At 55.1% G+C, this 25,411-nt stretch carries 19 protein-coding genes; 10 read left to right on the top strand and 9 right to left on the bottom strand.

The window, feature by feature from the left end:
* Positions 1-44 precede the first annotated feature (44 nt).
* Entirely contained in the window at positions 45-2,000 is a 1,956-nt protein-coding gene (locus BLP78_RS05315) for an aconitate hydratase (RefSeq protein ID WP_090457256.1), read from the bottom strand.
* Between the two features lie 161 nt (positions 2,001-2,161).
* Here BLP78_RS05315 and BLP78_RS16210 point away from each other — a divergent pair, with 161 nt between their 5' ends.
* Both BLP78_RS16210 and BLP78_RS05305 read left to right on the top strand, forming a co-directional pair.
* Positions 2,162-2,581 carry a DDE-type integrase/transposase/recombinase gene (locus BLP78_RS16210; RefSeq protein ID WP_090457254.1) on the top strand — a complete coding sequence of 140 codons (420 nt, stop codon included), beginning with the start codon at positions 2,162-2,164 and terminating at the stop codon, positions 2,579-2,581.
* A 395-nt stretch (positions 2,582-2,976) separates the two neighbouring features.
* Positions 2,977-5,811, top strand: coding sequence for an AMP-binding protein (locus tag BLP78_RS05305; protein WP_090457251.1), 2,835 nt, complete (start codon positions 2,977-2,979; stop codon positions 5,809-5,811).
* 339 nt (positions 5,812-6,150) lie between these two features.
* Here the strand turns inward: BLP78_RS05305 and BLP78_RS05300 are convergent, their stop codons facing one another.
* Positions 6,151-6,417 (bottom strand): hypothetical protein, encoded by a 267-nt coding sequence (locus BLP78_RS05300; protein WP_090457249.1) that lies wholly within the window; start codon positions 6,415-6,417, stop codon positions 6,151-6,153.
* 254 nt (positions 6,418-6,671) lie between these two features.
* Here BLP78_RS05300 and BLP78_RS05295 point away from each other — a divergent pair, with 254 nt between their 5' ends.
* The 3 genes from BLP78_RS05295 to BLP78_RS05285 all read left to right on the top strand — a co-directional run bounded on the left by BLP78_RS05295 (position 6,672) and on the right by BLP78_RS05285 (position 8,650).
* Positions 6,672-7,379, top strand: a complete 708-nt coding sequence (locus BLP78_RS05295) for an MgtC/SapB family protein (RefSeq protein WP_256330087.1) — start codon at positions 6,672-6,674, stop codon at positions 7,377-7,379.
* A gap of 296 nt (positions 7,380-7,675) precedes the next feature.
* Positions 7,676-8,113: a YciI family protein gene (locus BLP78_RS05290; protein ID WP_090457245.1), complete on the top strand. Its 438-nt coding sequence runs from the start codon at positions 7,676-7,678 to the stop codon at positions 8,111-8,113.
* 135 nt (positions 8,114-8,248) lie between these two features.
* A complete protein-coding gene (locus tag BLP78_RS05285) occupies positions 8,249-8,650 on the top strand; it encodes a VOC family protein (protein ID WP_090457243.1) in 402 nt (133 codons plus the stop codon).
* A gap of 437 nt (positions 8,651-9,087) precedes the next feature.
* Here BLP78_RS05285 and BLP78_RS05280 read toward each other — a convergent pair whose 3' ends face one another.
* A complete protein-coding gene (locus BLP78_RS05280; protein WP_090457240.1) occupies positions 9,088-9,699 on the bottom strand; it encodes a DUF2971 domain-containing protein in 612 nt (203 codons plus the stop codon).
* A gap of 705 nt (positions 9,700-10,404) precedes the next feature.
* On the opposite strand from BLP78_RS05280, the gene BLP78_RS05270 reads away from it, so the two are divergent.
* Entirely contained in the window at positions 10,405-12,021 is a 1,617-nt protein-coding gene (locus BLP78_RS05270; protein WP_090457234.1) for a dihydroxyacetone kinase subunit DhaK, read from the top strand.
* Positions 12,022-12,485: 464 nt separating this feature from the next.
* Here BLP78_RS05270 and BLP78_RS05265 read toward each other — a convergent pair whose 3' ends face one another.
* Positions 12,486-13,529 (bottom strand): NAD(P)H-quinone oxidoreductase, encoded by a 1,044-nt coding sequence (locus BLP78_RS05265; RefSeq protein ID WP_256330086.1) that lies wholly within the window; start codon positions 13,527-13,529, stop codon positions 12,486-12,488.
* Between the two features lie 372 nt (positions 13,530-13,901).
* Between BLP78_RS05265 and BLP78_RS05260 the strand changes: the two genes are divergently transcribed.
* Entirely contained in the window at positions 13,902-14,621 is a 720-nt protein-coding gene (locus tag BLP78_RS05260) for a type 1 glutamine amidotransferase domain-containing protein (protein WP_090457232.1), read from the top strand.
* 137 nt (positions 14,622-14,758) lie between these two features.
* On the top strand, positions 14,759-15,034 hold the full coding sequence (locus BLP78_RS05255) for a hypothetical protein (RefSeq protein ID WP_256330085.1): 276 nt from the start codon (positions 14,759-14,761) through the stop codon (positions 15,032-15,034).
* A gap of 153 nt (positions 15,035-15,187) precedes the next feature.
* On the opposite strand, the gene BLP78_RS05250 is transcribed toward BLP78_RS05255, so the two are convergent.
* The 3 genes from BLP78_RS05250 to BLP78_RS05240 all read right to left on the bottom strand — a co-directional run bounded on the left by BLP78_RS05250 (position 15,188) and on the right by BLP78_RS05240 (position 20,255).
* Complete coding sequence (locus BLP78_RS05250) at positions 15,188-18,280, bottom strand: efflux RND transporter permease subunit (protein ID WP_090457230.1); 3,093 nt, start codon at positions 18,278-18,280, stop codon at positions 15,188-15,190.
* Between the two features lie 78 nt (positions 18,281-18,358).
* Positions 18,359-19,552 carry an efflux RND transporter periplasmic adaptor subunit gene (locus BLP78_RS05245; RefSeq protein ID WP_090457228.1) on the bottom strand — a complete coding sequence of 398 codons (1,194 nt, stop codon included), beginning with the start codon at positions 19,550-19,552 and terminating at the stop codon, positions 18,359-18,361.
* Positions 19,553-19,628: 76 nt separating this feature from the next.
* Positions 19,629-20,255, bottom strand: a complete 627-nt coding sequence (locus BLP78_RS05240; RefSeq protein WP_176752784.1) for a TetR/AcrR family transcriptional regulator — start codon at positions 20,253-20,255, stop codon at positions 19,629-19,631.
* Between the two features lie 545 nt (positions 20,256-20,800).
* On the opposite strand from BLP78_RS05240, the gene BLP78_RS05235 reads away from it, so the two are divergent.
* A complete protein-coding gene (locus BLP78_RS05235; protein WP_090457224.1) occupies positions 20,801-21,937 on the top strand; it encodes an HAF repeat-containing PEP-CTERM protein in 1,137 nt (378 codons plus the stop codon).
* 321 nt (positions 21,938-22,258) lie between these two features.
* Complete coding sequence (locus BLP78_RS05225; RefSeq protein ID WP_090457220.1) at positions 22,259-22,897, top strand: glutathione S-transferase family protein; 639 nt, start codon at positions 22,259-22,261, stop codon at positions 22,895-22,897.
* A gap of 318 nt (positions 22,898-23,215) precedes the next feature.
* On the opposite strand, the gene BLP78_RS05220 is transcribed toward BLP78_RS05225, so the two are convergent.
* Both BLP78_RS05220 and BLP78_RS05215 read right to left on the bottom strand, forming a co-directional pair.
* Complete coding sequence (locus tag BLP78_RS05220; RefSeq protein WP_090457218.1) at positions 23,216-23,941, bottom strand: glycosyltransferase family 2 protein; 726 nt, start codon at positions 23,939-23,941, stop codon at positions 23,216-23,218.
* A gap of 395 nt (positions 23,942-24,336) precedes the next feature.
* A complete protein-coding gene (locus BLP78_RS05215) occupies positions 24,337-24,996 on the bottom strand; it encodes a choice-of-anchor K domain-containing protein (protein WP_090457216.1) in 660 nt (219 codons plus the stop codon).
* Positions 24,997-25,411: the final 415 nt, after the last annotated feature.

Raw genomic sequence — 25,411 nt, 5'->3', positions numbered from 1 at the left:
GTCGTTACACCTACCTGAATCTGCAAAGGTGCTGACACGGTCGATCAATTATTTCTTGATAGGTTCAACCTTTTCTGCCGGACCAGATTGATCAGGCTGCCCGCCAGCGCCATTTCCACTTGGCGCGGCGTCATCGGGTGCTCGGTCTCATAGGTCTCGTTCTTAGTCAGATTGATCACCCTCACCCGATTTCCTTTACGGATAGCATTTCGCACATCCGGGATGGAAAGCACATCGCCTTGGGCGATCTTTTTACAATCCTCCGGATCGACAAAGGTCAATGGCAGGATGCCGAAGTTGCTCAAATTCTGCAGGTGTATCCGGGCAAAACTTTTCGCAAGCACCGCCTTGAGGCCCAAATAGCGGAGTCCCAGGGCCGCGTGCTCGCGACTCGAACCCTGGCCATAATTGGCGCCGCCCACGATGAATGAGCCCCGCTTTTGACAGCCCATGGCTCTTGCGTAGTAGGTCTCGTCGATCTGGCTGAAAGCAAACTTGCTGAGTTCCGGGATATTGCTGCGGAGAGGCAGCGCCTTGGCTCCGGCTGGCATGATTCCGTCCGTGGAAATATCGTCCGCTACTTTCAATAGAACCGGCCCTTCGAGTTGATCGGGCAGGGGCTCCAGAGTCGGCAGCGGTTTTATATTGGGGCCCTTCTCCAGTTCATACGGCGCGCCTTCCGACGCGGGAGGAACCAGCATCCCGGTATTGAGTCGGTTGGTCTCCGGCTCCTTGAAGCGGGGGTACGCCATGTCCAGCATGCGCGGATCGGTGATGACGCCGGCTAGGGCCGAGGCGGCGGCGGTTTCCGGACTGCACAGATAAACCCGATCTTCCTTGGTGCCCGAGCGACCAGGGAAATTCCGCGGAACGGTGCGCAGGCTAATGCGTCCAGTGGCTGGCGCCTGTCCCATGCCGATACAGCCGCCGCAACCCGCCTGGTGCAGGCGCGCACCGGCACGGATGAGTTTTCCGAGAATGCCCAATTCGATCATGTTCTCTAAAATCTGACGGGAGGTGGGGTTGACGTCGAAGGAAACGCGGTCGTGCACCTGTTTGCCATCCACGATGAAGGCGGCAATGGCAAAGTCCCGGAGCCCCGGATTGGCGGACGATCCGATGTAGGACTGATAGATTTCCCTGCCCGCCACCTCGCGCACCGGCACCACATTACCCGGACTGCTGGGCAGCGCGATAAGCGGCTCAAGCTCTGACAGGTTGATTTCGGCGTGTTCGTCGTATGCCGCATTTTCGTCTGCGAGGATTTCCCGCCAGGCATCACCCCGTCCCTGGCTCTTCAGGAACTCCTTGACCGCCTCGTCCGATGGAAAGACCGTCGCGGTGGCGCCCAATTCGGCCCCCATATTGGCGATCACGTGCCGGTCCATGGCGCTCAGGGCCATCAATCCGGGACCGTAATACTCGATGATCTTGCCGATTCCGCCATCCACATCGTGTCGGCGCAGCATTTCCAAGATCACATCCTTGGCGCTCACCCAGTCAGGAAGCTCCCCGACCAGCTTGACGCCCCAGATTTTCGGCATTTTGATGTGGAATGGCTCCCCCGCCATCGCCATCGCCACCTCCAGGCCGCCCGCCCCGATGGCCAGCATCCCTAACGAGCCGGCTGCACAGGTGTGGCTGTCCGAGCCCAATAAGGTTTTCCCCGGCACACCGAAGCGCTCCATATGTACGGGATGGCTCACGCCGTTACCGGGGCGGCTGTACCAAAGGCCGAACTTCTTGCAGGCGCTACGCAGAAACAGATGGTCGTCGGGATTCTTGAAGTCTTCCTGGAAGAGGTTATGGTCCACATACTGGGCGGAAAGCTCGGTCCGGACGCGCGGAATTCCCAGGGCTTCAAATTCCAGCATAACCAAGGTGCCGGTCGCGTCCTGGGTCAGTGTTTGATCGATTTTCAAACCGATCTCTTCGCCGGACCTCATACCACCTTCAACCAAGTGACTTGCGATCAACTTCTGAGCTACGTTTTTGGCCATTGCCGGATACTTCCGTAGGTTGTATCAATAAACTGCTGTAAATTGCTGCGGAACCAGTTGGACGAGAGCATGGGCTGGGCATCAAGCTACGCAAGCGTTTTACGCCAAAACAAAATGGCAACGAAAGTGGCACCCAATTCTTCCCCAACCTCTATCACAATGTGATCCCCGGGTTGCCCGATCAAGCCTGGGTCGCTAATATTACGTTCGTCCGTATTCAGACGGGTTTCGTCTACGTGGCGGTGATCCTGGATGCCTGCAGCCGCAAGATAGTGGGCTATGCGATTTCCCGACAGATTGACACAGATCTGACACCGGCCGCGTTAAAAGCCGCTGTGCGAACTCGCCAACCGGCCCCCAACAAGGTTTATCCACCCTACAGACCGTGGAAGTCAATACGCCAGTTGGCGTTATCGCCAGGCGTTAAGCGAATACGGGCTGACGGATTCCATGAGTGCGTCTGGAAATCCCTATCACAACGCCCAAACCGAAAGCTTTATGAAAACCTTGAAAGTGGAGGAGGTATATTTGGCCGGCTACCGGACGTTTGCCGACACGTCACGTCTACCGCGCTTTATTGAGGAAGTTTACAATGCCAGATGGGATGCACTCTGCTTTAGGCTATGTATCGCCAGAACAGTTTGAATCACAACTTGCCAGGCAAGCGGCTTAAATTCTTTATCGCAAGTCGTCCAGTTCCAAGGGTTTATTCAAAAGTGTATCAGTTTTAAATCGGCGTTGACACTCCCCAACCCCCGATACAGGATCATTATGGCCCTGCTGAGGAAATTGAGGAAATCACGTCATGATCAAAGGTAAAACCACGCACGCTGAAAAACAATCGCGCGCATTCCTGCCAGCGAATCCTTGACGATTAATGCCACTACCACTAGTCTAAAACAGCGTGGTTGCCTAGTTATGCCGCGGCAACTATCGCGTCGAGTTGCGTGGTTTTGTGTGGCGAAGGAGATCAGGTTTGACTGAACGGCAGACAACAGAACAAGCAGCAACCACGGAAGATGCGGCTGGCATTCTACTGGAAACCGTGCGGCAGCTAGCAGCCGAATTGCACGTACGCTCCGGTGGAGAAATTTCGGCAACGCTCGACGATTCCCTGGAGCGGGATCTGGGTTTTGACAGCCTTGGACGCGTGGAACTGATTGCACGCATTGAGCGCGCCTTTGGAATTAATCTACCGGAACAGGTGGTAGCCAATGCCGAAACGCCACGCGATCTATTGCAAGCGGTGTTGACTGCTGCTCCCGCAGCGGCGCCCCTGAAGGGAGTGCAGCGGGGCGAAGCCCCAGTTCGGGTACAAGCCGAACCATCGGATGCGCTTACTCTGCCTGAAGTTCTTGATTGGCATGTGCGCACCCACCCGCACCGGACACATATTACGCTGCTGGATGCAGCGGGCAGGGGAGCCGGGATCTCCTATGCGGCATTACGGAAAGGTGCCGTGGAGGTCGCGTCGGGGTTGCTGGAACATGGGTTGCAACCCGGACAGTCCGTGGCGATCATGCTGCCGACCAGCCACGACTATTTCTTCTGCTTCTTCGGGGTGTTGCTGGCAGGTGGAGTACCCGTGCCAATTTATCCGCCTGCTCGCATCTCACAAATCGAGGATCATTTGCGTCGGCATGCTGGCATTCTGTCCAACGCACTCGCTGCAGTCCTGATTACGGTGCCCGAGGCAAAGCCTGTCGCGAGGCTGCTCCAGGCACAAATTGAAACATTGCGCGCAGTTGCCAGCGTGGCCGAGCTTTCCATTCCCGGGCAGGCACCAGAGTATCCTATCCAGCCCGAGCAGATTGCGCTGCTCCAGTACACTTCCGGCAGTACCGCCAACCCAAAGGGTGTTGCGCTGACTCATACCAATCTACTGACCAATATCCGTGCAATGGGACAGGCGGAGCAGGTCACGTCCACGGATGTGTTTGTCAGTTGGCTGCCGCTATACCATGACATGGGATTGATCGGCGCCTGGCTGGGCAGCCTGTACTATGCCTGCCCGTTGGTGGTGATGTCCCCCATCACCTTTCTGGCGCGGCCGGAACGCTGGCTGTGGGCGATTCACGAGCACCGCGGCACCCTTTCAGCGTCCCCCAATTTTGGCTATGAGCTGTGCCTGCGCAAGATACCGGACGATGTTCTCGACGGATTGGATCTTTCGAGTTGGCGTATGGCTTTCAACGGCGCCGAGCCGGTAAGTCCCGAGACCATCGTCAATTTCACGCAGCGCTTCGCACGCTACGGGCTGCACCCGGAGGCAATTGCGCCGGTATATGGGCTGGCAGAATGTTCAGTAGGGTTGGCCTTTCCGCCGCCGGGACGCGGGCCGCTGATCGACCGTATTAAACGGGACAAATTCATGCGTTCCGGTCAGGCGGAGCCAGCCGGCAGCGAAGAGGCGGATGCATTGCGCTTCGTGGCCTGCGGCCGGCCGCTTCCCGGCCACCAGATCAAAATTGTTGATGCCACGGGCAGCGAAGTGGGGGAGCGGGTGGAAGGACACCTGGAATTCAAAGGGCCTTCCGCTACCAGCGGTTACTTCCGTAATCCGGAACAGAATCGCCAGTTGTTCCACGACGGCTGGCTGGATTCTGGCGACTTCGCCTATCTCGCTGCAGGCGATCTTTATCTGACTGGGCGCGCAAAGGACATCATCATCCGTGCCGGGCGCAATATCTACCCCCATGAACTGGAAGAGGCCGTGGGCAATATCACCGGCATTCGCAAGGGGTGCGTCGCGGTTTTTGGCAGTCCGGATCCAGTTTCCAGCACGGAGCGATTGGTGGTGCTCGCTGAAATACGCGATGCCGATTCCGGGAAGCGTGAGGAATTACGCGACCAGATCAATGCCCTGACCATGGATATGCTGGGAATGCCAGCAGACGATATCGTGCTGGCGCCCGTCCACAGCGTGCTTAAGACTTCGAGCGGCAAGATCCGCCGGGCGGCCTGCCGCGAGCTATATGAAAAGGGGGCGGCTCCGCCGCGCCCGGTGTGGTGGCAGCTGATCCGGCTGACGTACACTGGTGTGCTGCCTCAGTTGCGCCGCAGCAGCAGGGTGGCGTCCGACATTCTCTACGCTGCATATGTGTGGGCACTATTCTCCCTGCTGGCACCAGCAACCTGGCTGGCAACCGCGCTGCTGCTCCGTCCCGCCTGGGGTTGGGCGGTGAGCCGCGGGAACGCACACCTCCTTACACGCCTGTCGGGAACATCATTAGCAGTTCACGGATTGGAAAATCTGCCCCATGAGACGCCTTGCGTGCTGGTGGCAAACCATGCCAGCTATCTTGATGGAATTGCGCTCGTCGCGGCCCTGCCGGGCGCGTTCAGTGCCAAGGGGTATTTCAGTTTTGTGGCCAAGCGTGAGCTGCTGGACAATATTGTTTCGCGCGTATATCTACGGCATATCGGATCGGATTTCGTCGAGCGCTTCGATCCGGAACGCGGTGTGGAGGAATTGAAGCAGGTGGCACTCTCCCTGCAGTCGGGCCGCTGCCCGATATTTTTCCCGGAGGGCACATTCACCCGCATGCCCGGCTTGCTACCGTTCCGCATGGGCGCATTTGTGGTTGCGGCCGAGGCGGGTGTACCAATAGTGCCCATAAGCATTCGTGGCACCCGTTCCATCCTTCGCGCCGACCACTGGTTTCCGCGCCGCGGTGTTATCACCATCACGATCAGCAAGCCAATCGTGCCGGATGGAAAGGACTGGGCTGCCGCCATTCGTTTGCGGGACGCAGCTCGCACGGAAATCTTACGTCTGTGCGGAGAGCCGGACCTCGCGCCGAGAGTTTAGGCCATGCACGCTTCGAATAAACAGCACATGTGGAAAAATAAGGGCATCAGGAAAAATAGGGTCAGACAGGGTATCGCCCCCGCTACCTACGCTCTTTCGTTCGCTGGCGGACGGATATCATTAAATAGCAGAGCTCAGCCGTTTAATAGCTGTAGAATCTTACAGGTGAGCTAGAGCTAGCCCGGCTGGTTTCACGCAGCTTTTTTCGAGTGGAAACTTGATGGCCCCAAGCAGGGGATAGGTTTAGCCAAGGATGGGTCTGGGCAAAAAAAAGAGGATTCCCAAAGAATCCCCCTCGTGCATGGAGAAATTACCGGTAGATACCGCTACTGGCGGCCTCTACATCAATAGCCGGTCTACTTCCGTTATTGCAGCGTCCTCTACTCCCTTGATTCCGTGGGATTTGACTATATCCATCATCAAGCAGAAGTCCCTCATTTGCATGCAATCCAGAGCCCATTCTCCAGGTTCCGATTCGTATACCGCGTCTTCCATCGTCGATGCAGCGGCAGCCCAGTGACCATGCGCGATCTCCAGCATGGCAATCTTGCATCGCGTCACTTGCGTCGGCGGCGCCGCCATCAATATTTCATGCATTGTTTTCATGGCGATCTCCTTGCCAAAAAATTTCACCTATACTGAATTTGACAGCATTACCTCGATCGAGTGCCACAGGTCGAAATTTTTTATACAATGGTGTTGTCGTGCCACTATCCCGCTATCCAGTTATCACAAAAACAATTACTTTCATCATCTTAAAGGATAATCCTCATCATTAGGATTAATAACAGATATGATGCCTGACGGCACAGGCTGAAGGCTGTGACTATTCGCTCAGTTGGTTGTCAAGGATCACAATCGTGGAATCCATTATGAACATCGATGGCGATTTCCTGGTAATCGCCATGCATCTTGTCGCAGCGTTGGTGGCAGGGGGTGCCATCGGCATGGAAAGAAGCTTGCACGGCCATCCTGCCGGTTTCAGAACGCATGCGCTCGTCAGTCTCGCCTCCAGTTTGCTGATGCTGATCACCTTATATCAGTGGAAATGGCTCCCGAATGTTCCGATCGACGCCATCAGAATGGACCCGACCCGAATGGCTCAGGGAATTATGACGGGTATAGGTTTTCTGGGCGCGGGCGTGATTTTCAAGGAGGGTTTAAGCGTTCGCGGCCTGACCACCGCTGCTTCGATCTGGATTACGGCAGGCATCGGCATTTTGATGGGTATAGGATTTTTTCTGCCCGGCATTCTTGGAACCATTCTCACCCTCGGTATTCTCTCTCTGTTCCGCCTGATTGAGGACAGACTCCCGCGTCATCTATATGCTCAATATCATGTCAGCTTTGATCGCGGCAACATCATGTCGGAAAGCGAAATCCGAAAACTCGTGGTTGACCACGGGTTTGAAATTGTCACGATGAGTTATCGCATCACTTCGGCGGCCTTGTTTGAATACCGCATGGATATTCGAGCCACAGATCTTGGCAGATCTTCAGCACTTGCGAATGTGATGCGTGAAATGGAATCAGTCCGCGAATTCCGCATCTCGACGACCGGCATCTGATTTAATGCATCTCACTCGTGTAGCAATGGAGAAGGAAACGGGGAAAAATAAGCTGGATGGATGCGCATGATAATCTGTTACCGTCAGCAGAACCGGTAATGGAGTATCGTACGGGAACATCTCTCCATCCTGTTCGACACGGAGAATGCCGAGTGATTGCTCGGCATCAAGCCATGGCAATATCCGGGGTCTGACCGATTCCAGGCTGAATTTAAGGTAACCCCTCGTTAAGTCTCACGCGGTATGGAAACCGTATCCGAAATCCCCCTAACGCGAAATTAAACGGAGAAATTACCATGAAATTCATGATCTTGCTCAAGGCCGATAAAAATACCGAAGCGGGCGTCATGCCAAGTGAAAAGCTCCTTGCCGATATGAGCAGGTATAACGAAGAGCTCCTTAACGCTGGCGTATTGCTTGCGGGCGAGGGGCTGCACCCAAGTTCGAAGGGCGCGCGCGTGAAATTCTTGGATGGGAAGAGAACCGTAATTGAAGGACCCTTTCCCGAGGTAAAAGAGCTGATTGCCGGCTTTTGGCTGCTCCAGGTAAAATCCAGGGAAGAGGCGATAGAATGGGTTAAACGCTGTCCCAATCCCCTTGAAGGAGAGGCTGAGATAGAAATTCGCCAGGTCTTTGAAGCGAGCGACTTCGGTGCGGAGTTCACTCCCGAACTGAGGGAGCAGGAGGCGCGTATGCGAGCGCAACTTGTGGGAAAGGGCGAACCTGAAACGTGACGGAACCGCTCCGCCAGAATAATGCATATGGCCGACGCAGAGCTATAAAAACCGGAGGCGGGCACTTGCCGGATTTAGGATATTACACGATACGGCCTGGTTTCTCGAATCATCAACTACTTTAAGGAGCGTGCTATGCAATTGAACCCTTATCTTGTTTTCAATGGTCAATGCGAGGCGGCTTTCAAATTCTATGAGGAGCGCCTCGGCGGAAAGATCCTGGTAATGCTCACCCACGGAAGCTCGCCGATGGCGGAGCAGGGACCACCTGAATGGCGCAATAAGATCATGCATGCTCGCCTGACGGTGGGAGACGCGGTATTGATGGGTTCCGACAGTCCACCCGATCACTTTGAGGAGATGAAAGGCTTTTCCGTAGCGCTGAATATCGAGGCCCCGGCAGATGCAGAACGTATTTTCCACGCATTAGCGGAAAATGGAACAGTGCGAATGCCGCTACAGGAAACCTTTTGGGCCGCTCGGTTTGGCATGCTCGTCGATCAATTCGGCGTGCCATGGATGATAAACTGCGAGTAAATCGGTAGTGTAAATCGCGCGCAGCCAACGTATTTACTGAAGCAACGAATTGCGAAAGCGGTTGACCGGGCGCAGTATGAGATATGGGAACAAGATGTTCGTTGGGGGCTGTAATCGCGCAGGATTGACACCGCGCGGGTGGACATATCGGCGTAGAGCGATAGTTGGACGAGAGCGCAACGATGCCGGCTGCTTTGCCTGTTCCTTCATCTGAACCTTCATCTGAAAACCTTGCCATTACAGACTTTTATCGGGGTCTGTAGTGGTAGCGGTCGGGCTCTATTAGTTGCGCACATAGAGCCCGACCCGCTAGTAATCTCCGCAAAGATATTCTTTCCTATTTGCATCTTTACCCAAAATTAACTTGTATCTCAATTCGCTCTGTCTTGCTGCGTAGAGCTTTATTTGACCCAAGCCCAACCTTTCCCTTTTCTTAATCATCGCCCGCACCCTATTTCGTCATCTTGTGCAATTCGGCAGCCTAATATCACCGCCGTAAGTACTCTCGGGTTAAATGGCAAATGCTTCTTTGCGCTATCAACCATTAAGAATCGCCACTCTTTTTCATATGCCCAGCCAGGTTGTTTTCTCAGCAGCAAAATTTGATATTGCTCGTAGTCCCCTCTGTCAAAATAATCAAGCTCTGGATAAACATCTGAGTACTCGACTGGCAGGATGTGGAAAAAAGATTGAATGTGCCACGCTTGATTAAACTGAAGTGCTATGCCGCGATGATTATCGGCATAATGGCTCCACATCTGTATGCTGCAAGGAATCGTGCTTACACAAGCGACGCCGAAGTTACTCGCTGTTTTTTTCAACATCACCTTGACATGCGCATTAAAAGCTATCGGATCAGCAGAAACATCCCTAATCATGAGTTTCCGCTGGTAAGCAGATAAGTCTGGATATAAGTTTCTTATTCTCTCCCTCAAAACATCTTTTTTCTTGTCTATGGGCATCCTGTCCAAGATTTTTCCTTGCATATCAAACGGATCATTAAAGTCCACTGCTGAGCTTAGATAAAAATATTGCGGAGATGATCCCATTTCTCTTCAATATTTTTTGGATTGCAAGAATGCAGAGAGTGGTATTTATAGAAAAAAACCGGAAATCTTTTTTCCTTGAGTTTTTTCACTCTTTTTTCGTAGGGAAGCAGGGAAAATAGATAATCATCTTTTTGCTTAATTTTGATATTTTGATCAAATTCTGCTTCTGTCATCATGATTTATTTTTAATTATGGTTAGAACACCTTCATTAACGACTCGATCACCAAAATATTTTCGTGTAGAAAAAGCCCTGGCAGGGCGCTATTTCCGGCACATGTTCAGGGAGTGGGGAGGGTAATCATTCCTGCTGGCGGTTGGTATGAGTGGACGGTCGAGAACGGAAAAAATAGCCCTGATACATCACACGTAAGATCGAGGAGGTGGTATTCATGGCTGGCTTGGCCAACTTCAGGCCGTACACTCAGCAAGCCGTTGAGGCAGGGTTTGAACCGCCCCGGGTTTTGAGGAGGCTCCAACATCTGAGAGAATGGAGCCATGAAAAATCAAACAAGTTTTCCCCCGAGGTACGTTGAGCGTGCGGTACACATGGTGCTCGAACACCGCGGCGAGTACTCCTCCGGTATCTACAGGGGCTCTGTTGCAAAAAATAAGAAATAGCTATATTTTAATTTTTAACTAAATATTTTAATAACTTTTAAATTCACTTTTTATCAAAAATCATTTTTTGCAACAGAGCCGAAAACATGGCCCAGTTCATCAACACCAAAGAAAGCATCGTCACCGAAGCCGTCGATGGTCTGGTCGCGGCGTCTGGCGGTAAGCTGGCGCGACTCGACGGCTATCCGCATATACGGGTGGTCGTACGCAATGACTGGGACAAGTCCAAGGTCGCGTTGATCTCGGGAGGCGGATCGGGCCACGAACCGGCACATGTGGGTTTCGTCGGGGAAGGGATGCTGACGGCTGCGGTGTGCGGCGACATCTTCGCCTCGCCGACAGTCGACGCGATACTGGCAGGCATCCTTGCCGTGACGGGATCGTCCGGCTGCCTGCTCATCGTCAAGAATTATACCGGTGACCGATTGAATTTCGGGCTGGCGGCCGAACGCGCTCGCCAGTTTGGCTTGAATGTCGAGATAGTCATCGTCGACGATGATGTGGCGTTGCCCGACTTGCCCCAAGCCCGCGGCGTCGCCGGCACGCTTTTCGTGCACAAGATAGCCGGCGCGTTGGCCGAGAATGGTGCCGACTTGGCGCACGTCGCCGCGGCTGCGCGCAAGGTCGTGTCAAAGACAAAAAGCATCGGCATGTCGCTAAACACCTGCACCATCCCAGGTTCGCCAAAGGAGGATCGCATCCCGCCCGGCATGGCCGAGCTTGGGCTTGGCATCCACAGTGAAGCCGGGGTCGAGCAGGTCGAGTTCAAGGACGCGAGCGGAGCTGTCGCTGCCATGGTCGAGCGCCTGTCAGCTGCAATGGAAGAAAAGCCGCATGTCGCTATAGTCAACAATCTCGGCGGCACGTCGGTCATCGAGATGTCGATCATCCTCAACGAAATCCGGCGGTCAGCGATTGGCGAGCGGATAACCCACGTCATCGGGCCGGCAGCCATGATGACATCGCTCGACATGCATGGCTTCTCGATTTCGGCCTATCCTGCCGACGATGCCGAGGTCGCCCTGCTCAAGCAGCACACGCCGCTGGCGGCATGGCCACGGGTCTCCCGGCTAGGCCAGGTCGCGATTCAGGCGCTTCCGGACGGCCTGACGGCTGTCGTTCCGATGCCCTCGATGCACAAGCCGACCAGGGAGCTCCTGACCAGTTGCTGCGAGGTTCTGATCGCCGCCGAGAACGACCTCAACGCGCTCGACGCGAAGTCAGGCGATGGCGACACCGGCAGCACGCTAGCCGGCGCGGCATGCGCCCTGATCAGCGCCGTGGACCGATTGCCGCTTGCCGACCATACCCAGCTCTATCGAGCCATTGGCTTGGAGCTTTCCCAAACCATGGGAGGCTCGTGCGGTGTGCTCCTCGCGATCTTCTTCGCCGCAGCGGGCGATGCCGCCTCAAGCGGCTTGCCAATGCGCGAAGCGTTGCAGGCCGGGTTGCGGAGAATGCAGGAGATCGGCGGGGCACGTCCGGGTGACCGCACCATGGTCGATGCCCTTGCGCCGGCCCTTGATGCCCTGGAAGAGAGCCTGCCCGAGGCAGCGAGAGCCGCGCGTGCGGGTGCCGATCGCACTGCCCACATGAGCAAGGCGAATGCGGGCCGCGCTTCCTATGTCAATGCCAAGCATTTGGTCGGTCACGCTGATCCAGGTGCTGAGGCGGTCGCGCGACTGTTTGAACACTTGGCCTAATTTTAGATTGTAAGCATCTATTTATAACCATAACATGTTTTATGTGTGATGGAATTAGGACAAACCCCTCGGTCAGTTATTATTGATAAAATACGTTATCAATAATGGAATAGGGCGCATGAGTTCTTCTACATCTTGGCTGCAGCCGGATCTCATCACCTGCTCACCATAGCTAATTAGGGGGAGCAAGTCAGCACCCAAAGTGCGGGTAGTTGAGGAACTGCTGCACGCCTGACACCGACTGCTTCACGACTTTTGCCGCAACATTAGAAGTTACTGGCGCGAGAAAGGAGTGAAGGCAAACAAGATCACGCTCAGCACTAAATGCCGGTGCTGTTCGCCGCGCCTCGCATTTGGTGTGAAGGCCGAGCGCAAATTCCGTGGTGGTTCAGCCGTCGTTGGCGGTAATGCCATCGATTAGCGGGATTAACCCCAAGGCAGCGCAGGAGAGAAGGGCAGTAACCTCAAGCCGATGTTCCAAAACCATTCGCCTGCATGGCAGCGGTCGTCAAAACGAGTTTTCCGATATGCGCGCCGGATTCCATCAGCGCATGGGCCTCGGCTGCGTCCTCCAGCCTGAAGGTGCGGAAAATCAAGGGTTTCAGCTTTCCCTTATTCAACATCGGCCAGACTTGTTGTTCCAGTTCCCGCGCAATCTGCGCTTTCTCCAAAACGCTGCGCGACCGTAATGTGGAACCGGTATGCGTTAGCCGTTTTTTTAGCATGGTCATGAGGTTCAGGTCTTTGGCGGGACCATTCTGGACGCCGATCTGGACAATGCGGCCATTCAGCGCAGCCGCCTTATAGTTTCGGGCGACATAGTCGCCGGCAATAATATCAACCACGACGTCCACTCCTGCGCCAGCCGTGAATTTTTCAGCTTCTGCGACGAAATCATGCGTGTGGTAATTGATAGCCAGATCGGCGCCCAGCGTTAGGCAGGCCTGGCGTTTCTCTTCCGAACCCGCCGTGACCAGCACGACGGCGCCGAATGCCTTGGCCAACATCGTCGCGGTGGTGCCGATACCCGATGTCCCGCCATGTATCAACACGGTTTCGCCGGCTTTGAGTTTGCCGCGCTGGAAGAGGTTGGTCCAGACCGTGAAGAAGGTTTCCGGCAAGGCCGCGGCTTCTATCATGCTGAGCCCTTGCGGCACCGGCAGCGCATTACTTTCGTGCACGGTGCAGTATTCGGCGTAACCCCCTCCTGCAACGAGTGCGCATACCTTGTCGTCTATCTCGAAGCGCACGGTTCCTTTACCCAACGCAACAATCTCCCCGGCGATTTCGAGCCCTGGAATCTCGGAAGCCCCGGGCGGCGGTGGGTACAGTCCGCGCCGCTGCAGAATGTCCGGACGGTTGACCCCAGCGGCCTCGGTTTTGATCAGAATTTCTCCACTCCCAGGTTGGGGAATAGGGTGTAACGCGCACATCAATACCTCCGGCCCTCCTGGATTCCGGATTTCGATGGCCAGCATAGTCTGCTTGCTGCCGAGTTTGAAAGTCATGCCTATTCCTGTTATATGTAATATTGTTTGGTGGTGGGGCAGAGCGCCAAGGCGTTATCCGCTCGGCTCTCAAGATAGCTCAGAGATTCAGCTATTGTCGTTCTGCTTGCTGGCAAAGTCCCACAGGCTTGCCGACCCACGATGCGATGGCTTTCCGGCAAGTGAACTTGAAAAACTATACGCTTGAATTCTGACAGTCGCCAATCACGTCCTTGAGACCCGCACTGTCTCCTGCTAATCGTCAGGGTGAGCGAAATATGAACCAGCAGACACTTTGCAGCCAATTTCCTTTAAGTCCGACAGGCCGCTGGATCCTGCAGCGGGACGGAGTGGATTCAGGATAATGGCTTTCTAACTAGAAGGAGGTGTGTGATGAAGATTCTCATTGTTCTGACATCTCACGATCAGCTTGGCAATACGGGAAAGAAAACTGGCCTTTGGCTGGAAGAGTTCGCCGCACCGTATTATTTACTGAAGGACGCCGGAGCGTCGATCAAGCTGGCCTCGCCGAAAGGCGGCCAACCGCCGCTTGATCCAAAAAGCGAATTACCGGAGAACCAGACTCATGCGACCAAGCGTTTTCGGACCGACGGCGCTGCACAGGCTGAACTGGCGAATACGGAAGAGCTGGTTTATCTTCTGGCAAGCGATTTTGACGCGGTGTTCTATCCTGGCGGCCACGGCCCGATGTGGGACATGCCCGATAACGCGGCATCCATTGCGCTGATCGAAGACTTCGTCAATGCCGGCAAACCCGTTGCGGCAGTGTGTCACGCGCCCGTTGCATTGGTGAATGTGCGCGGGAAAGATGGCGAATATTTGGTTAAAGGAAAGCGCGTGACCGGGTTTTCAAATGCGGAGGAAGAGGCCGTGGGTTTGACCACGGTCGTCCCTTTCCTGCTGGAAGACCGGCTAAGGGAACTGGGCGGAAACTACAGCAAGACCAGTAACTGGATGCCCTACGTTCAGGTGGCCGGTAACCTGGTGACCGGTCAAAACCCCGCCTCTTCGGGACCCGCGGCGGAAGCGCTGCTGGAATTGCTTCGCCGCTCCACCGGAACCAGTGCATCCACGGGCAAAACCAGTCGTTAACAACGCTAGACCGGGAATTTACGCGTTTGGTCTGTTCGTGATGATGAAGAGCCCAAGCAGTCCAGTTATCCTGAGATGAAGCAAATCCCCTGAGGCAAGGATTCGTATTCAAAGGGGCAGGGCGGAGTGTTCTACAATTGTGGCGGAAACCAGTGACCGGACACAGCAGCAGTGACATCGATGGAGCAATCAGCGTGGACAATAGCGAATGGTATTATCAAGTGGGGTACGTGGAGGTTTTGTACGCGGCAATGGTGGTGGGCATTATTATTGCCTTATATCTTTTTCGCCGTCTTGATCGCGTGTCTGCCTTAACGGCTAATCTGATGGGGGAGAGCGGCCGTCTGCTCGGCTTGCTTACCCTAGCCGTGATGCTTTTTGTGATTAACAGAGTGCTGGGGGATTTATGGTAATCCGGGCTATCTGTGACAGCCTGCATTTGAAATAACGTCCGATTCCATTCAGCGTGCTCGGGCAACTCGAGGTTCAAACTAGGCGTGTGTCATGTGCAGCGCTTCAAACGCTTGCACCTGTTCAACCGCGTTTCCCAGCAGGTCGCAGCCTGCTTAATTCCCACCCCATTTGCGCGTTGCCCAAATAGACAGGTCGTCCAGGTAGGAGTAGATCACCGGCACCACCAGCAGGGTCAGCAGCGTGGAAGTGACGAGGCCTCCTATGACGGCGTGAGCCATGGGCGAGCGTTGTTCGCCGCCTTCTCCCAGGCCCAGGGCGAGCGGCAGCATGCCGAAGATCATTGCCATGGTGGTCATGAGGATGGGGCGAAGGCGTACGTTGCCGGATTCGATAATTGCCTCGTGGCGATCCTTGCCCGCCTTGACGGCCTGATTGATGAAATCGACCAGCAGGATGGCGTTCTTGGTAACCAGGCCCATCAGCATGATGAAGCCGATGATGGAAAAGATATTGAGCGTGCTGCCCGTGATCAGCAGCGCGAGAAATACGCCGATCAGCGAGAGCGGCAGTGAGACCATGATCGCCACGGGTTGAAGGAAACTGCCGAACTGCGAAGCCAGGATCAGGTAAATGAAAATAACCGCCAAAGCGAGCGCGATAGCGGCGTAGCCCATGGTCTCCTGCAGATCCTTGTTCGCCCCGCCGATCACGAACCGATATCCCGGCGGCACCTCGATATCCTTTAGCGCGATGCCGAGTTCCCGGCCCAGATCGCCCGGTGGTCGACCGGAGGGGTTGGCGCCGATCAGGACTTCGCGATGCAGATCCTTGCGGTTGATCTGGGAGACGCCGAGCGTCGGCACGAACTCGGCAATCTGCCGCAGGGACACCATGCGCGGGCTGCCGTCGGCATCGACGAGCGTGCTGGTCAGATAGAGCCTGTCCAGGTTGGCGGCCCGTGCGCGTTCCTCGCGCGGCAGGCGCACCGTTACATCGTAGTTCTCCCCGTCCGGCGCTTTCCAGGCGCCGGCGATTTCACCGGCGACGAGCGGGCGCAGGGCATTGGCAATCTGTTCAACCCCGAGCCCCAGATCGCTGGCCAGTTCGCGATTGATGTCCACTGCCAGCGTCGGTTTCGCCGCCTCCAGACTGGAATCGATATCGACGAGACCGGGAATCCTGTGCATGGTCGCCATTACTGCTTGCGACAGCTTCTCCAGTTGCGCAATATCGGCCCCTTGTATGCTTACCTGGATCGGCTTGCCGCCCCCCAGGCCACCCGGCGCACCGACGCTGATCTCGATGCCGGCGATACGGTTCAGGCGTTCGCGGATCGGGTCCTGCAACTGCTTCTGGCTGCGGCTTCGCTGCTTATGATCGGTGAGATGCACATAAATGGTTGCTGAATTCTTTCCTACGGCACCGCCGCTGTTCACGGTGGCGTAGGAATATTCAACTTCCGGAAATTCGGCCAACGCCGCCTGCGCCTGCTGCACCTTGGCTCGCGTGTATTCGATGGACGAACCGACGCGCGTCTTGATAGTGACTTGGGCTTCGCCGAGATCGGCCTGGGGCGCGAACTCGGAGCCGATCAGCGGCACCAGCGCGAAGCTGCCGAAGAAGGTGACGAATGCCAGTGCCAGGATCCACAAGCGATGTTTCATCGCCCACTGCAACAAAGTGCCGTACACGGCATGAATGCCATCGAGCAGTGCGTCGCGGCCGGCTTGCAACCGTCCCAGTACGGGTCGGGGCCTGCCTCCCTGGGTCGCCGGGTCGGGCCAGACGCTGGACAGCATCGGATCGAGGGTGAAACTGACGAAAAGAGAGAGCAGCACCGCTGCGGAAACCGTGACGCCGAACTGGAAAAAGAAACGCCCGATAATGCCGCCCATGAAAGCCACCGGCAGAAATACCGCGACAATGGTGAATGTGGTGGCGAGCACCGCGAGACCGATTTCCTGCGTGCCTTCGAGCGCTGCCTGGCGGTGATTCTTGCCCATCATGAGGTGGCGCACGATGTTTTCGCGTACCACGATAGCGTCGTCGATCAGCAATCCCACGCTGAGCGAGAGCGCCATCAGGGTCATGGTGTTAAGCGTGTAGCCGAACGCATACATGGCAAGAAACGTCCCGATCAGTGCGATCGGCAGGGTCAGGCCAGTGATCACCGTGCTGCGCCAGGAATTGAAGAATAAGAACACGATGGCGATGGTGAGCGCCGCCCCCTCGATCAGTGTCGCCTTGACATCCGCCACCGAATTGCGGATGCCGGTGGAACTGTCGCGTACAACCCTGAGTTTTACATCGGGTGGCAGTATGCTGCCCAGTTCGGCCGCTGCCGCGCGCACGCCGTCGGCTACTACGATGGTATTGGATCCCCGTACTTTGACGATATCGATGCTCAGGGCAGGTTTGCCGTCTACCAGGGCCGCCGTGGTCATTTCCTGGCGGCCGTCTTCGATACTTGCCACCTGATCGAGGCGCACCGGTGCGCCGCCGCGCTGCGCCACGATCAGGCTGCCGAACTGATGAGGTTCGGCAATGCGCCCGCGCACCTGGACCATGGTGTCCTCCCGGCCGGTGGAAATGCTGCCGGCGGGGAGTTCCTGGTTTTCGCGCGTGATGGTTTCGAGGATCTTGTCCGCGCCGACACCGAGCGCGCGCATCTGGTCGGGTTTGAGGTAGACCTTCACCTCGCGCATGATTCCGCCGACCAGCGTGGCCTGGCCGACGCCGCGGACGGTTTCCAGCCGTTTGCGAATGACCTGGTCGGCCAAAGTGGTAAGTTCGCGCAGGTCGCGCGTACCGGAATCCAGCGCCAGCGAGATGATGGGCGTGTCGTCCGGGTTGAAACGGCTGATCCTGGGTTCCTTGACTTCGCGCCGGAAGCCGGGGCGCACCAGCGCTATCTTGTCCCGCACGTCTTGTGCCGCCACCGCCGGGTCCGTGGTCAGGTCGAACTCCGCTATTACGCGCGAGCTGCTTTCAAAAGAGCGCGAACTGACGGTCTTGATGCCGCTGACCGTATTCACGGCTTCCTCGATCTTGCGCGTGACATCCGACTCCACCGTCTCGGGGGATGCGCCCGGATATTCCGTTTGCACGACGACGATTGGAAAACTGACATCCGGAAACTGATCGACATTGAGACGCTGGTAAGAAAACAGCCCGAGCACCAGTAGCGCCGCCATCATCATGGTGGCGAAAACGGGGTTATTGATGCTGACGCGAGTGATCCACATGGCTATGCGCTGAAGGGTGCGTAATGGGTTTTATGAATGCTCAGGCAGCGGCGGTTCTCGAAATTCGAGCTGCGGACGTCATTCGTCGGAGACATTCATAACGCGTACCGGTTGCCCCGTATGCAGGTTCACCAGGTTGCCTACCACCACTCTGGCGCCGGAAGAGAGGCCTGATCTGATTTCGATGGTGTCGGTCGCCGCATCGCGCATGCCGGTTTCCACAGACTGTTCGGTCAGCACGCCCGCTTCGATGCGGAAAACGGAAGCGTGGCCGCCTTGCTCGCGCACTGCGGCCTGCGGTACGACAATGGCCGAAACGATGCTGGATACGCCCAGCGTGCCCTGCCCAAACATTCCTCCCTTCAGTTGACCGTCCGTGTTGGCGATCAGCAGGTGCACCATGATCGAGCGCGACCCTTGTTCGGTCGAAGGATTGATCCGCTCCACCTTGCCGATAAATACGCGTTCGCCGAATCCCTCGATCAGCAATCGGGCCTCCTGCCCTACTTGTACCGCGGGAATGTCGCGAGCCGGGACCAGGGCTTCGATACTCATCAGGGAAAGATCGTGTACGGTGAAGAGTTTCGTGTTGACTGCGACCGCGAGACCCGGTTGCGCCACGCGTTCGGCGATTACACCGGCAATTGGCGAGCGGATGACGGCATGAGCAAGCGCTTTGCGCGCTTGTTCGACCTGAGCCTGAAGCGAAACCAGCGTCGCTTCGCCGATGTGAAAATTGCTTTGTAAATTGTCGAAGGCGGTTTGAGAAATGAAATTACGCTCCAGCAGTGACTCATTAGCGTGGAGGTTCTTTCTGGCAAGCGCCAGCTGCGCTTTGCCCACGTCCAGCGCGCCGAGCTTGTCGCGCAGTTTGGCTTCAAGGTCTGTAGTGTCGAGCCGGGCGAGAACCTGTCCTTTTTCCACCGGCTCGCCCTCGCGGACCAGCACTTCCTGGATTTCGGCGGCCTGCTGCGATCTGATCTCCGTTTGATTGAGCGGCTGAATCGTGCCCGTGAGAGGAATAGTTCGTTGCAGTGCCCGTACCGTTGCCTCGGCGACGTCGCGCGGCAGCAACTCCAGCGCCGGAGCCGCTTTGGGGGCGGGAGCAGCGGAATTAGTGCCCGCATGACCGAAGATATGCAGTGCGCCCGCGATGCACAGCAGCAGGAGCAGCACGACGGCTACGATACGTGCAGCGCGACGTGCGCTGGATGCTTTTTGCCGGGTGTCGCCCGGGAGAGGCCGATCGCTGCCGGTATGGTCAATATCCATCGTGGGAGTCTGTGATATATCCGTCGGTCGTATCTGGACTATCGGTCATATAGATAAGAATGGAGCACCGTTCTGTCTACAGGCGCCGGTCCTGGTAGATCAGGCCCGTCAATATGAAGTTGGTAATTTCGTCGCAATACTTCGCCTTGTCGCGCTCGTTCAGATAGCCGCTCCAGATCAGTTGAACCGCTCCCCAGAACGCCGATTGCGCTCCGAACATCAGCATGTCCAGCGGTTTGCGCGGAAACAGCCCTTCCTCGACGCCTTGCATGATAGTGGCATTGATCGCCTTGTTTGTCGCTGCCTCGACCGCCTTGAGTTCCTCACTGATCCGCGCCGGCAGGTTTCGCCTGAACTCTGCACGTCCGCAGTAGAGCACTACGCGATGAAGCTCCTTGCTTGAAAGATGGGCCTCCCACGCAACCCGGGTCATTTCGCGGAAGCGTGCGATCACGGGCAATATATCCGCTTGCTGGATTTGCGCCAGCAACTTGCGGTTGAATTCCAGCGCAAGCCGCGCATAAATTTCATCCTTACTCTCGAAGTGTTTGTAGATCGTGCCTTTGCCAACCTCGGCCTTTCGGGAGATTTCTTCAACCGTTACCAACTCCCAATCGGCACGGCCAAAGAGGGCCAGCGCCGCGGTGAGAATTTCACTTTCCCGGCGATTGAATTCTCGTGCTTTTCGTTCCTGGATGCTCACGGCTTCGAAGCTCCTGATAAGTGACCGTCGGTCATTATACGACTGCTAGCCCAAACACTTCATGATTATTAGTGATTTGGCCAGATTCAGTTTTGAGGGCCTGGGAAAGAGTTGGGCAGTTGCAGCACACACTTGGGTCAATAACTGCAACTATTCGTCTCCCACACCGGGATTAACTACAAATCAACCTGCATTTACCCCCTAGCTGTAACAACCTGCCTTTCAAACTGTACCGACCAGCATTCAACGCAATTTTGAGTCAGGGATAACTGCAACTATTTATCCTCGCTTAACTGTTAATGCACCTGCGTTTATCGACCTGCATTTGATCTTGCGAACCAGGATTAATTGCAATTGAACAAGCCAAGGTTGAAGGAGGCCGTATTCTGTCCGCTACCCCAATCTTGGTTCGCTTTCGCTTTACCCATCGTACCGCCGCTACAATTCAGTGCTCGTTATCGAGTCACTTACCTTGACAATCTGTATTCATGATCTAGCTTCAAATGAAGGAGCCCACGACAATTTTAAAGAAGGAGTGACTCGTCATGAAAACGACCTGGAGTTCCAAGGTGCGAAGCTTGGTCCTTGCCGCCTCCCTGAGCGCGAGTGCCAGTTTCCTTTCCCCTGCCTTCGGGCAGGTTTTCAGCGCCTCGTACCTTATCGACCTGAACACGAAAGAATGGACCAAATTGGAAACTTTGGGGGAATTCACTTCCGCACGGGCCATCAATGATTCCGGGCAGGTCGTCGGTCAGACTGGCCAAGGAATCTGGCTTGTCACCTCTCCATTTGTCCGTACTGGTTTTGTTACCGGTCCAAATGGAGCCGGCATCACCAGGTTGAGTATGGATGATTCCAACGATATCAACAATGTCGGACAGGTAGTGGGGACTGCCATGGCAGCTCCAGACGCGCCCGTTACCTACTCGTATATCACTGGACCTAATGGTGAGGGAAGGACTTTGATAGAGCCTTTAGGTAAATTTAGCACCGCTGTAGCTTATAGTATCAATGAGGCAGGGCAGGTGGCAGGGTGGTCCTCGACGGGGGAAGGTGGTTCGCGTGCTTTCATAACCGGTCCAAATGGTGTAGGCACAGTAGATCTCGGTTATTTCGGTGGATATGTCAGTGTTGCTGTTGACATTAATAATACGGGACAGGCAGCAGTTTGGGCAGATATGGCCGACGGTTCGCAGCGCGCTTTCATCACTGGTCCGAATGGCTTTGGCATGACTGACCTCGGTACTCTTGGTGGAGCCAGCAGTTTTGTTTCCGGAATCAATGACACTGGGCAGATAGTGGGAAGTTCTGAAACTGCCGCAGGTTCCAAGCACGCTTTTATCACCGGTCCGAATGGCCAGGGTATGATCGACCTTGGTACTCTCGGCGGTAGCTTCAGTGGTACGGCGGATATCAATGAGGCCGGACAGGTAGTGGGAAGTTCTGAAACCGCAACAGGTGCCGAGCATGCTTTTGTCACTGGCCCGGATGGCACTGGCATGATGGATTTGAATTCCCTGGTGGATCTGCCCGAAGGCGTTATCCTAGCCACCGCAACCGGGATCAATAACGTTGGCCAAGTTATCGCGATTGCCATGGTCCCGGAACCCTCATCCTACGTCCTGATGCTCGCGGGTCTGGTTCTCGTCGGGGTGATGATTCGACGCAAGGAGGTTGTTTAAAGCAGCGGCAGTTTGGGTAGCAATAGGTCTTGCGGAGAAGCTGCGCCACATTGAAGGGGAGCGCTGCCCCACACTTCGCGTTCGCCGCAGGGCAGGGGGCAAAACCAGCCTTGACCCTGCCTGAAAGCTTCAATTCGTATTCATCCGTGTTGCTGCCAAACCTCTCCGCCTATGTCGTCCGCGGCGAGGCGTGGCCCGCATACAAGCGTGCTTTCGACGCTCGGTTGGCGGCTTTCACCGCCGCATCGCATCGGCAGGCAGGCAAAGGGCCGATTTGGCGAAGGGTTTCGACGTTAAAAGAAAGATGCGGAGGGGGAAGACATGGCTGAGCTTATACTGACAACGTTTGATTGGGTTCCGGAATTGCCGCGCGGCTATGTTCGCGACCTGCGCGTCCGCTGGGCGCTGGAAGAGGCCGCATTACCCTATCGGGTGGAGACCACCCCATTTCGCGATAGAAGCGCGAAGCATTTTGCGAACCAGCCTTTTGGTCAGGCACCCTGGCTGACCGATGGAGAGATCAAGATTTTCGAAAGCGGAGCGATCCTTCTTCATCTGGGCGAGAAAAGTAACGCACTGATGCCGTCAGACCCAAGCGGCCGCAGCAAGGTCATTGAATGGCTGTTTGCCGCGCTCAATTCCGTCGAGATGGCCAGTCTGCCGTGGTCTCTTTTCAAGTTTACCAATGACACGATTCAATCGCCGGGGCGAGAGCTTTTGGAGAATTTCCTGCAGGGCCGCCTTCAGCACATGGAGACGATATTAGCCGGTCGTAACTGGTTAGCCGGGTCGTTCTCAGCAGCCGATATCCTCATGGCGGACGTGCTGCGTCTTGTTGATCGATTCGATGGTCTGGCGGATTATTCAGCCTGTCGCAACTACGTCGAGCGCGCAACTGCACGCCCAGCCTTTGTGAAAGCACGTGCAGACCAGATGGCACATTTCGCGGCGGCTGACTGAACGGGGCGCGGCTAAGACAGAGGGTAAGCGGACTTCCGCTACAGCTTCAAGAATGTCTCGGAAGGATCGCAGCATGCTGTCCACGAGGTGCCCGTCCAAACACCGTTGTATGGCGGAAACCGGCCATATCCCCGTCGTGTGAACATTGCCATGGCGCTTAGGGTGTCATTTCGTCCCCTACTGGAATCGAACCCTAAAAGAGAGCTGGCAGCGTGTTCGCCGACCTTGTCAGTCAGTTGCAGTTAATCCTGGCCCAAAATAGCGCTGAATGTGTCGGCGCTATTTCAACCGCAGGTTGCTAAAACGACCAGTTTGTTTTTAACGCCGCCCGTCATACCAGACCGGTAACTGCTTTTTGTCTTGCAACGACCGGCGCGGGTGCAGCATGACGCGCAGGATCTGGCCGGTAATCTCTCCTGCGGAGTAAAGCTGCACCTTGCGCGGTGACGACTCCAGAGGATGTTTGGTCAAGATGACGAATTGAAGCCCGCGCTGTTGTCCCCATTTTCTGAGTTTCTGACTCAAGCCTATCTCGTCGGCAGCGTAAAGTTCCTGGTCGAAGCCGCCGACGTCGCGAAACGCATCGCTGCGGGATACGACCAGCGCCCCGGCCGCCCAGCCAAATAGAACCGATGTACCTGTCCAGAGCTTCAAAGTCGCGCTCGCCCACCACGGCAATCCCGGCATTTGTATCGTGCTGCCACAGCCCACGCTCTTGCCTTCTTCGATAAGCCGCAGGATATCGGCCAGCAGCCCGGTATTTAAATAACTGTCCGCATCCACAAACAACAGCCAGTCGCCTGTCGCCTCAGCCGCGCCGGTATTGCGTGCCCGGCCGATCTGATTGACCGGCTCAAACACAACCCGGGCGCCTGCCTGTCTTGCCAGATTGGCCGTGTTGTCAGTGGAGTTGTTGTCCACCACAATAATCTCCGATGTAAAACCGGGTTTGTAATTTGCGGCAAGTGATGTAGAAATGGATTGCAAGCATTCTTCAATCAGACGCTCTTCATTAAAAGCCGGAATGATAATTGAGAGGTGCATAGGAGGCATCTGATTTGTCCAAGTGGAACGTCCATTATCCCGCAAAATATCGCTCCATACGAAAAAGACACGGAAGATATTTGCGTAAAGAATGGAATGGGAGAGCTCGGGCGAGTTTGCCCATGAACCGGATTTTTCGGATTATTTAAGCGTATCTTTGACTCAACAAGACCTGCTTTAAACACTAATTATTGGGTACTGCGAGCTCAATCGATAAAATCAAAAACTTATGAATTTTCATCATCTTGAGATGAACAATTCGTTCGGAGATCATCTGAGTGAATTCGGGGTTTTACAATGACTGGGGTAGCACGAGTTGTGGCATAGGGTAGGCTTTCCGGGCGCGGTCAACTGAAAGAGTGTTTCTTGTACTCGTTCCAGCGCCTTATAGCAGGCTACCATCTTAATTTTCTGCCGGGGTCCATTATAGGTACGATGCTGACAGAACCTCCAGTAGTTGGATTTACCAGGCCGACTAATTGGAGCTGATCTTCGGTTGGAGTCAATTTGGCCATAAGATCAACTGAAGCTGTTGCCCCTTCCAGGACATGAAAGGTGTACGGAAAAGTATTACCTACGAAGCTCACGATATCAGCATTGGCTTCAGGGGTGCCGATGTTTGGATTGCTGATGTTTAGCGTATTGTTAATGCTCAGACTTGTGTGATAGGTAAAATTTTTGCTTGTGTCGTCAAAGTTGAGCGGGATATCTAACCCGATTCCGGTAACGTCTGTTCCTGAAATCGTTGCGCCGTTATGATAGGTTAATGTTCCTAATTTGAAAGTTTCTCCTGCCGAAGGAGAAAAACTATCTCCAATAAAGGTCAGGTTACCTTGTGAACCAAGAAGACCAGACGTAGGCTCACCCCAATTAAAAGAATTCATTTCTACCCCGCTACAAGTTGCAGGAGGGCATGACGGTGTCGGGTCGAGAAAAATTCCGACCGAGGTTCCAGCATCGGTCGCGTGTCCATAAGCTGGCGCAAGCGCTACCACTATAATGAGACTTAACCACATTGATTTGCAACGATGTGACTTATCAAGTTTGAGATTCATTATTCCTCCCCGTTTTTTTGACTCTAAACCATGGACCTATAGGTATACGACATGGAATTTAGGAGAAAAATGCTTTGTTGTGAATTGAACCCGGATAATTCATGAGTCCTAATGGATTATCCGGGTTGAAATGACTTACATTGTTTATAGCTAATTTATAGCTAAAAAAACGGGAAAGACAAGAAACCTTTCCGCTCGACACGAACCGGCCGATCAAGCCGTTCATTTACCAGGAGCGGAAGGTACTGGAATGTGTCTCATAAATCAGCATCAGCGCGGATGGGTTTTTAGTCGTAGGAAGTTCAAGTTCGGGGTGGAAGTGACCTGCCCCTTTCATTAGCTTCATGATGTAGTAGAGTCCGATTCTTAAAAAGGAGCGGATTTATGAAGAAACGATTTAGCGAGGAGCAGATTA

Source organism: Nitrosospira sp. Nsp1 (assembly GCF_900100985.1).
Classification (GTDB): domain Bacteria; phylum Pseudomonadota; class Gammaproteobacteria; order Burkholderiales; family Nitrosomonadaceae; genus Nitrosospira.
This window is presented reverse-complemented; position numbering and strand designations above follow the sequence as displayed.

Excerpts from the sequence above, each read along its gene's own strand:
- BLP78_RS05315 (WP_090457256.1), bottom strand. The coding sequence starts at position 2,000 with ATGGCCAAAAACGTAGCTCAGAAGTTGATCGCAAGTCACTTGGTTGAA.
- BLP78_RS05300 (WP_090457249.1), bottom strand. The coding sequence starts at position 6,417 with ATGAAAACAATGCATGAAATATTGATGGCGGCGCCGCCGACGCAAGTG.
- BLP78_RS05290 (WP_090457245.1), top strand. The coding sequence starts at position 7,676 with ATGAAATTCATGATCTTGCTCAAGGCCGATAAAAATACCGAAGCGGGC.
- BLP78_RS05285 (WP_090457243.1), top strand. The coding sequence starts at position 8,249 with ATGCAATTGAACCCTTATCTTGTTTTCAATGGTCAATGCGAGGCGGCT.
- BLP78_RS05280 (WP_090457240.1), bottom strand. The coding sequence starts at position 9,699 with ATGGGATCATCTCCGCAATATTTTTATCTAAGCTCAGCAGTGGACTTT.
- BLP78_RS05270 (WP_090457234.1), top strand. The coding sequence starts at position 10,405 with ATGGCCCAGTTCATCAACACCAAAGAAAGCATCGTCACCGAAGCCGTC.
- BLP78_RS05265 (WP_256330086.1), bottom strand. The coding sequence starts at position 13,529 with ATGACTTTCAAACTCGGCAGCAAGCAGACTATGCTGGCCATCGAAATC.
- BLP78_RS05260 (WP_090457232.1), top strand. The coding sequence starts at position 13,902 with ATGAAGATTCTCATTGTTCTGACATCTCACGATCAGCTTGGCAATACG.
- BLP78_RS05250 (WP_090457230.1), bottom strand. The coding sequence starts at position 18,280 with ATGTGGATCACTCGCGTCAGCATCAATAACCCCGTTTTCGCCACCATG.
- BLP78_RS05245 (WP_090457228.1), bottom strand. The coding sequence starts at position 19,552 with ATGGATATTGACCATACCGGCAGCGATCGGCCTCTCCCGGGCGACACC.
- BLP78_RS05235 (WP_090457224.1), top strand. The coding sequence starts at position 20,801 with ATGAAAACGACCTGGAGTTCCAAGGTGCGAAGCTTGGTCCTTGCCGCC.
- BLP78_RS05225 (WP_090457220.1), top strand. The coding sequence starts at position 22,259 with ATGGCTGAGCTTATACTGACAACGTTTGATTGGGTTCCGGAATTGCCG.
- BLP78_RS05220 (WP_090457218.1), bottom strand. The coding sequence starts at position 23,941 with ATGCACCTCTCAATTATCATTCCGGCTTTTAATGAAGAGCGTCTGATT.
- BLP78_RS05215 (WP_090457216.1), bottom strand. The coding sequence starts at position 24,996 with ATGAATCTCAAACTTGATAAGTCACATCGTTGCAAATCAATGTGGTTA.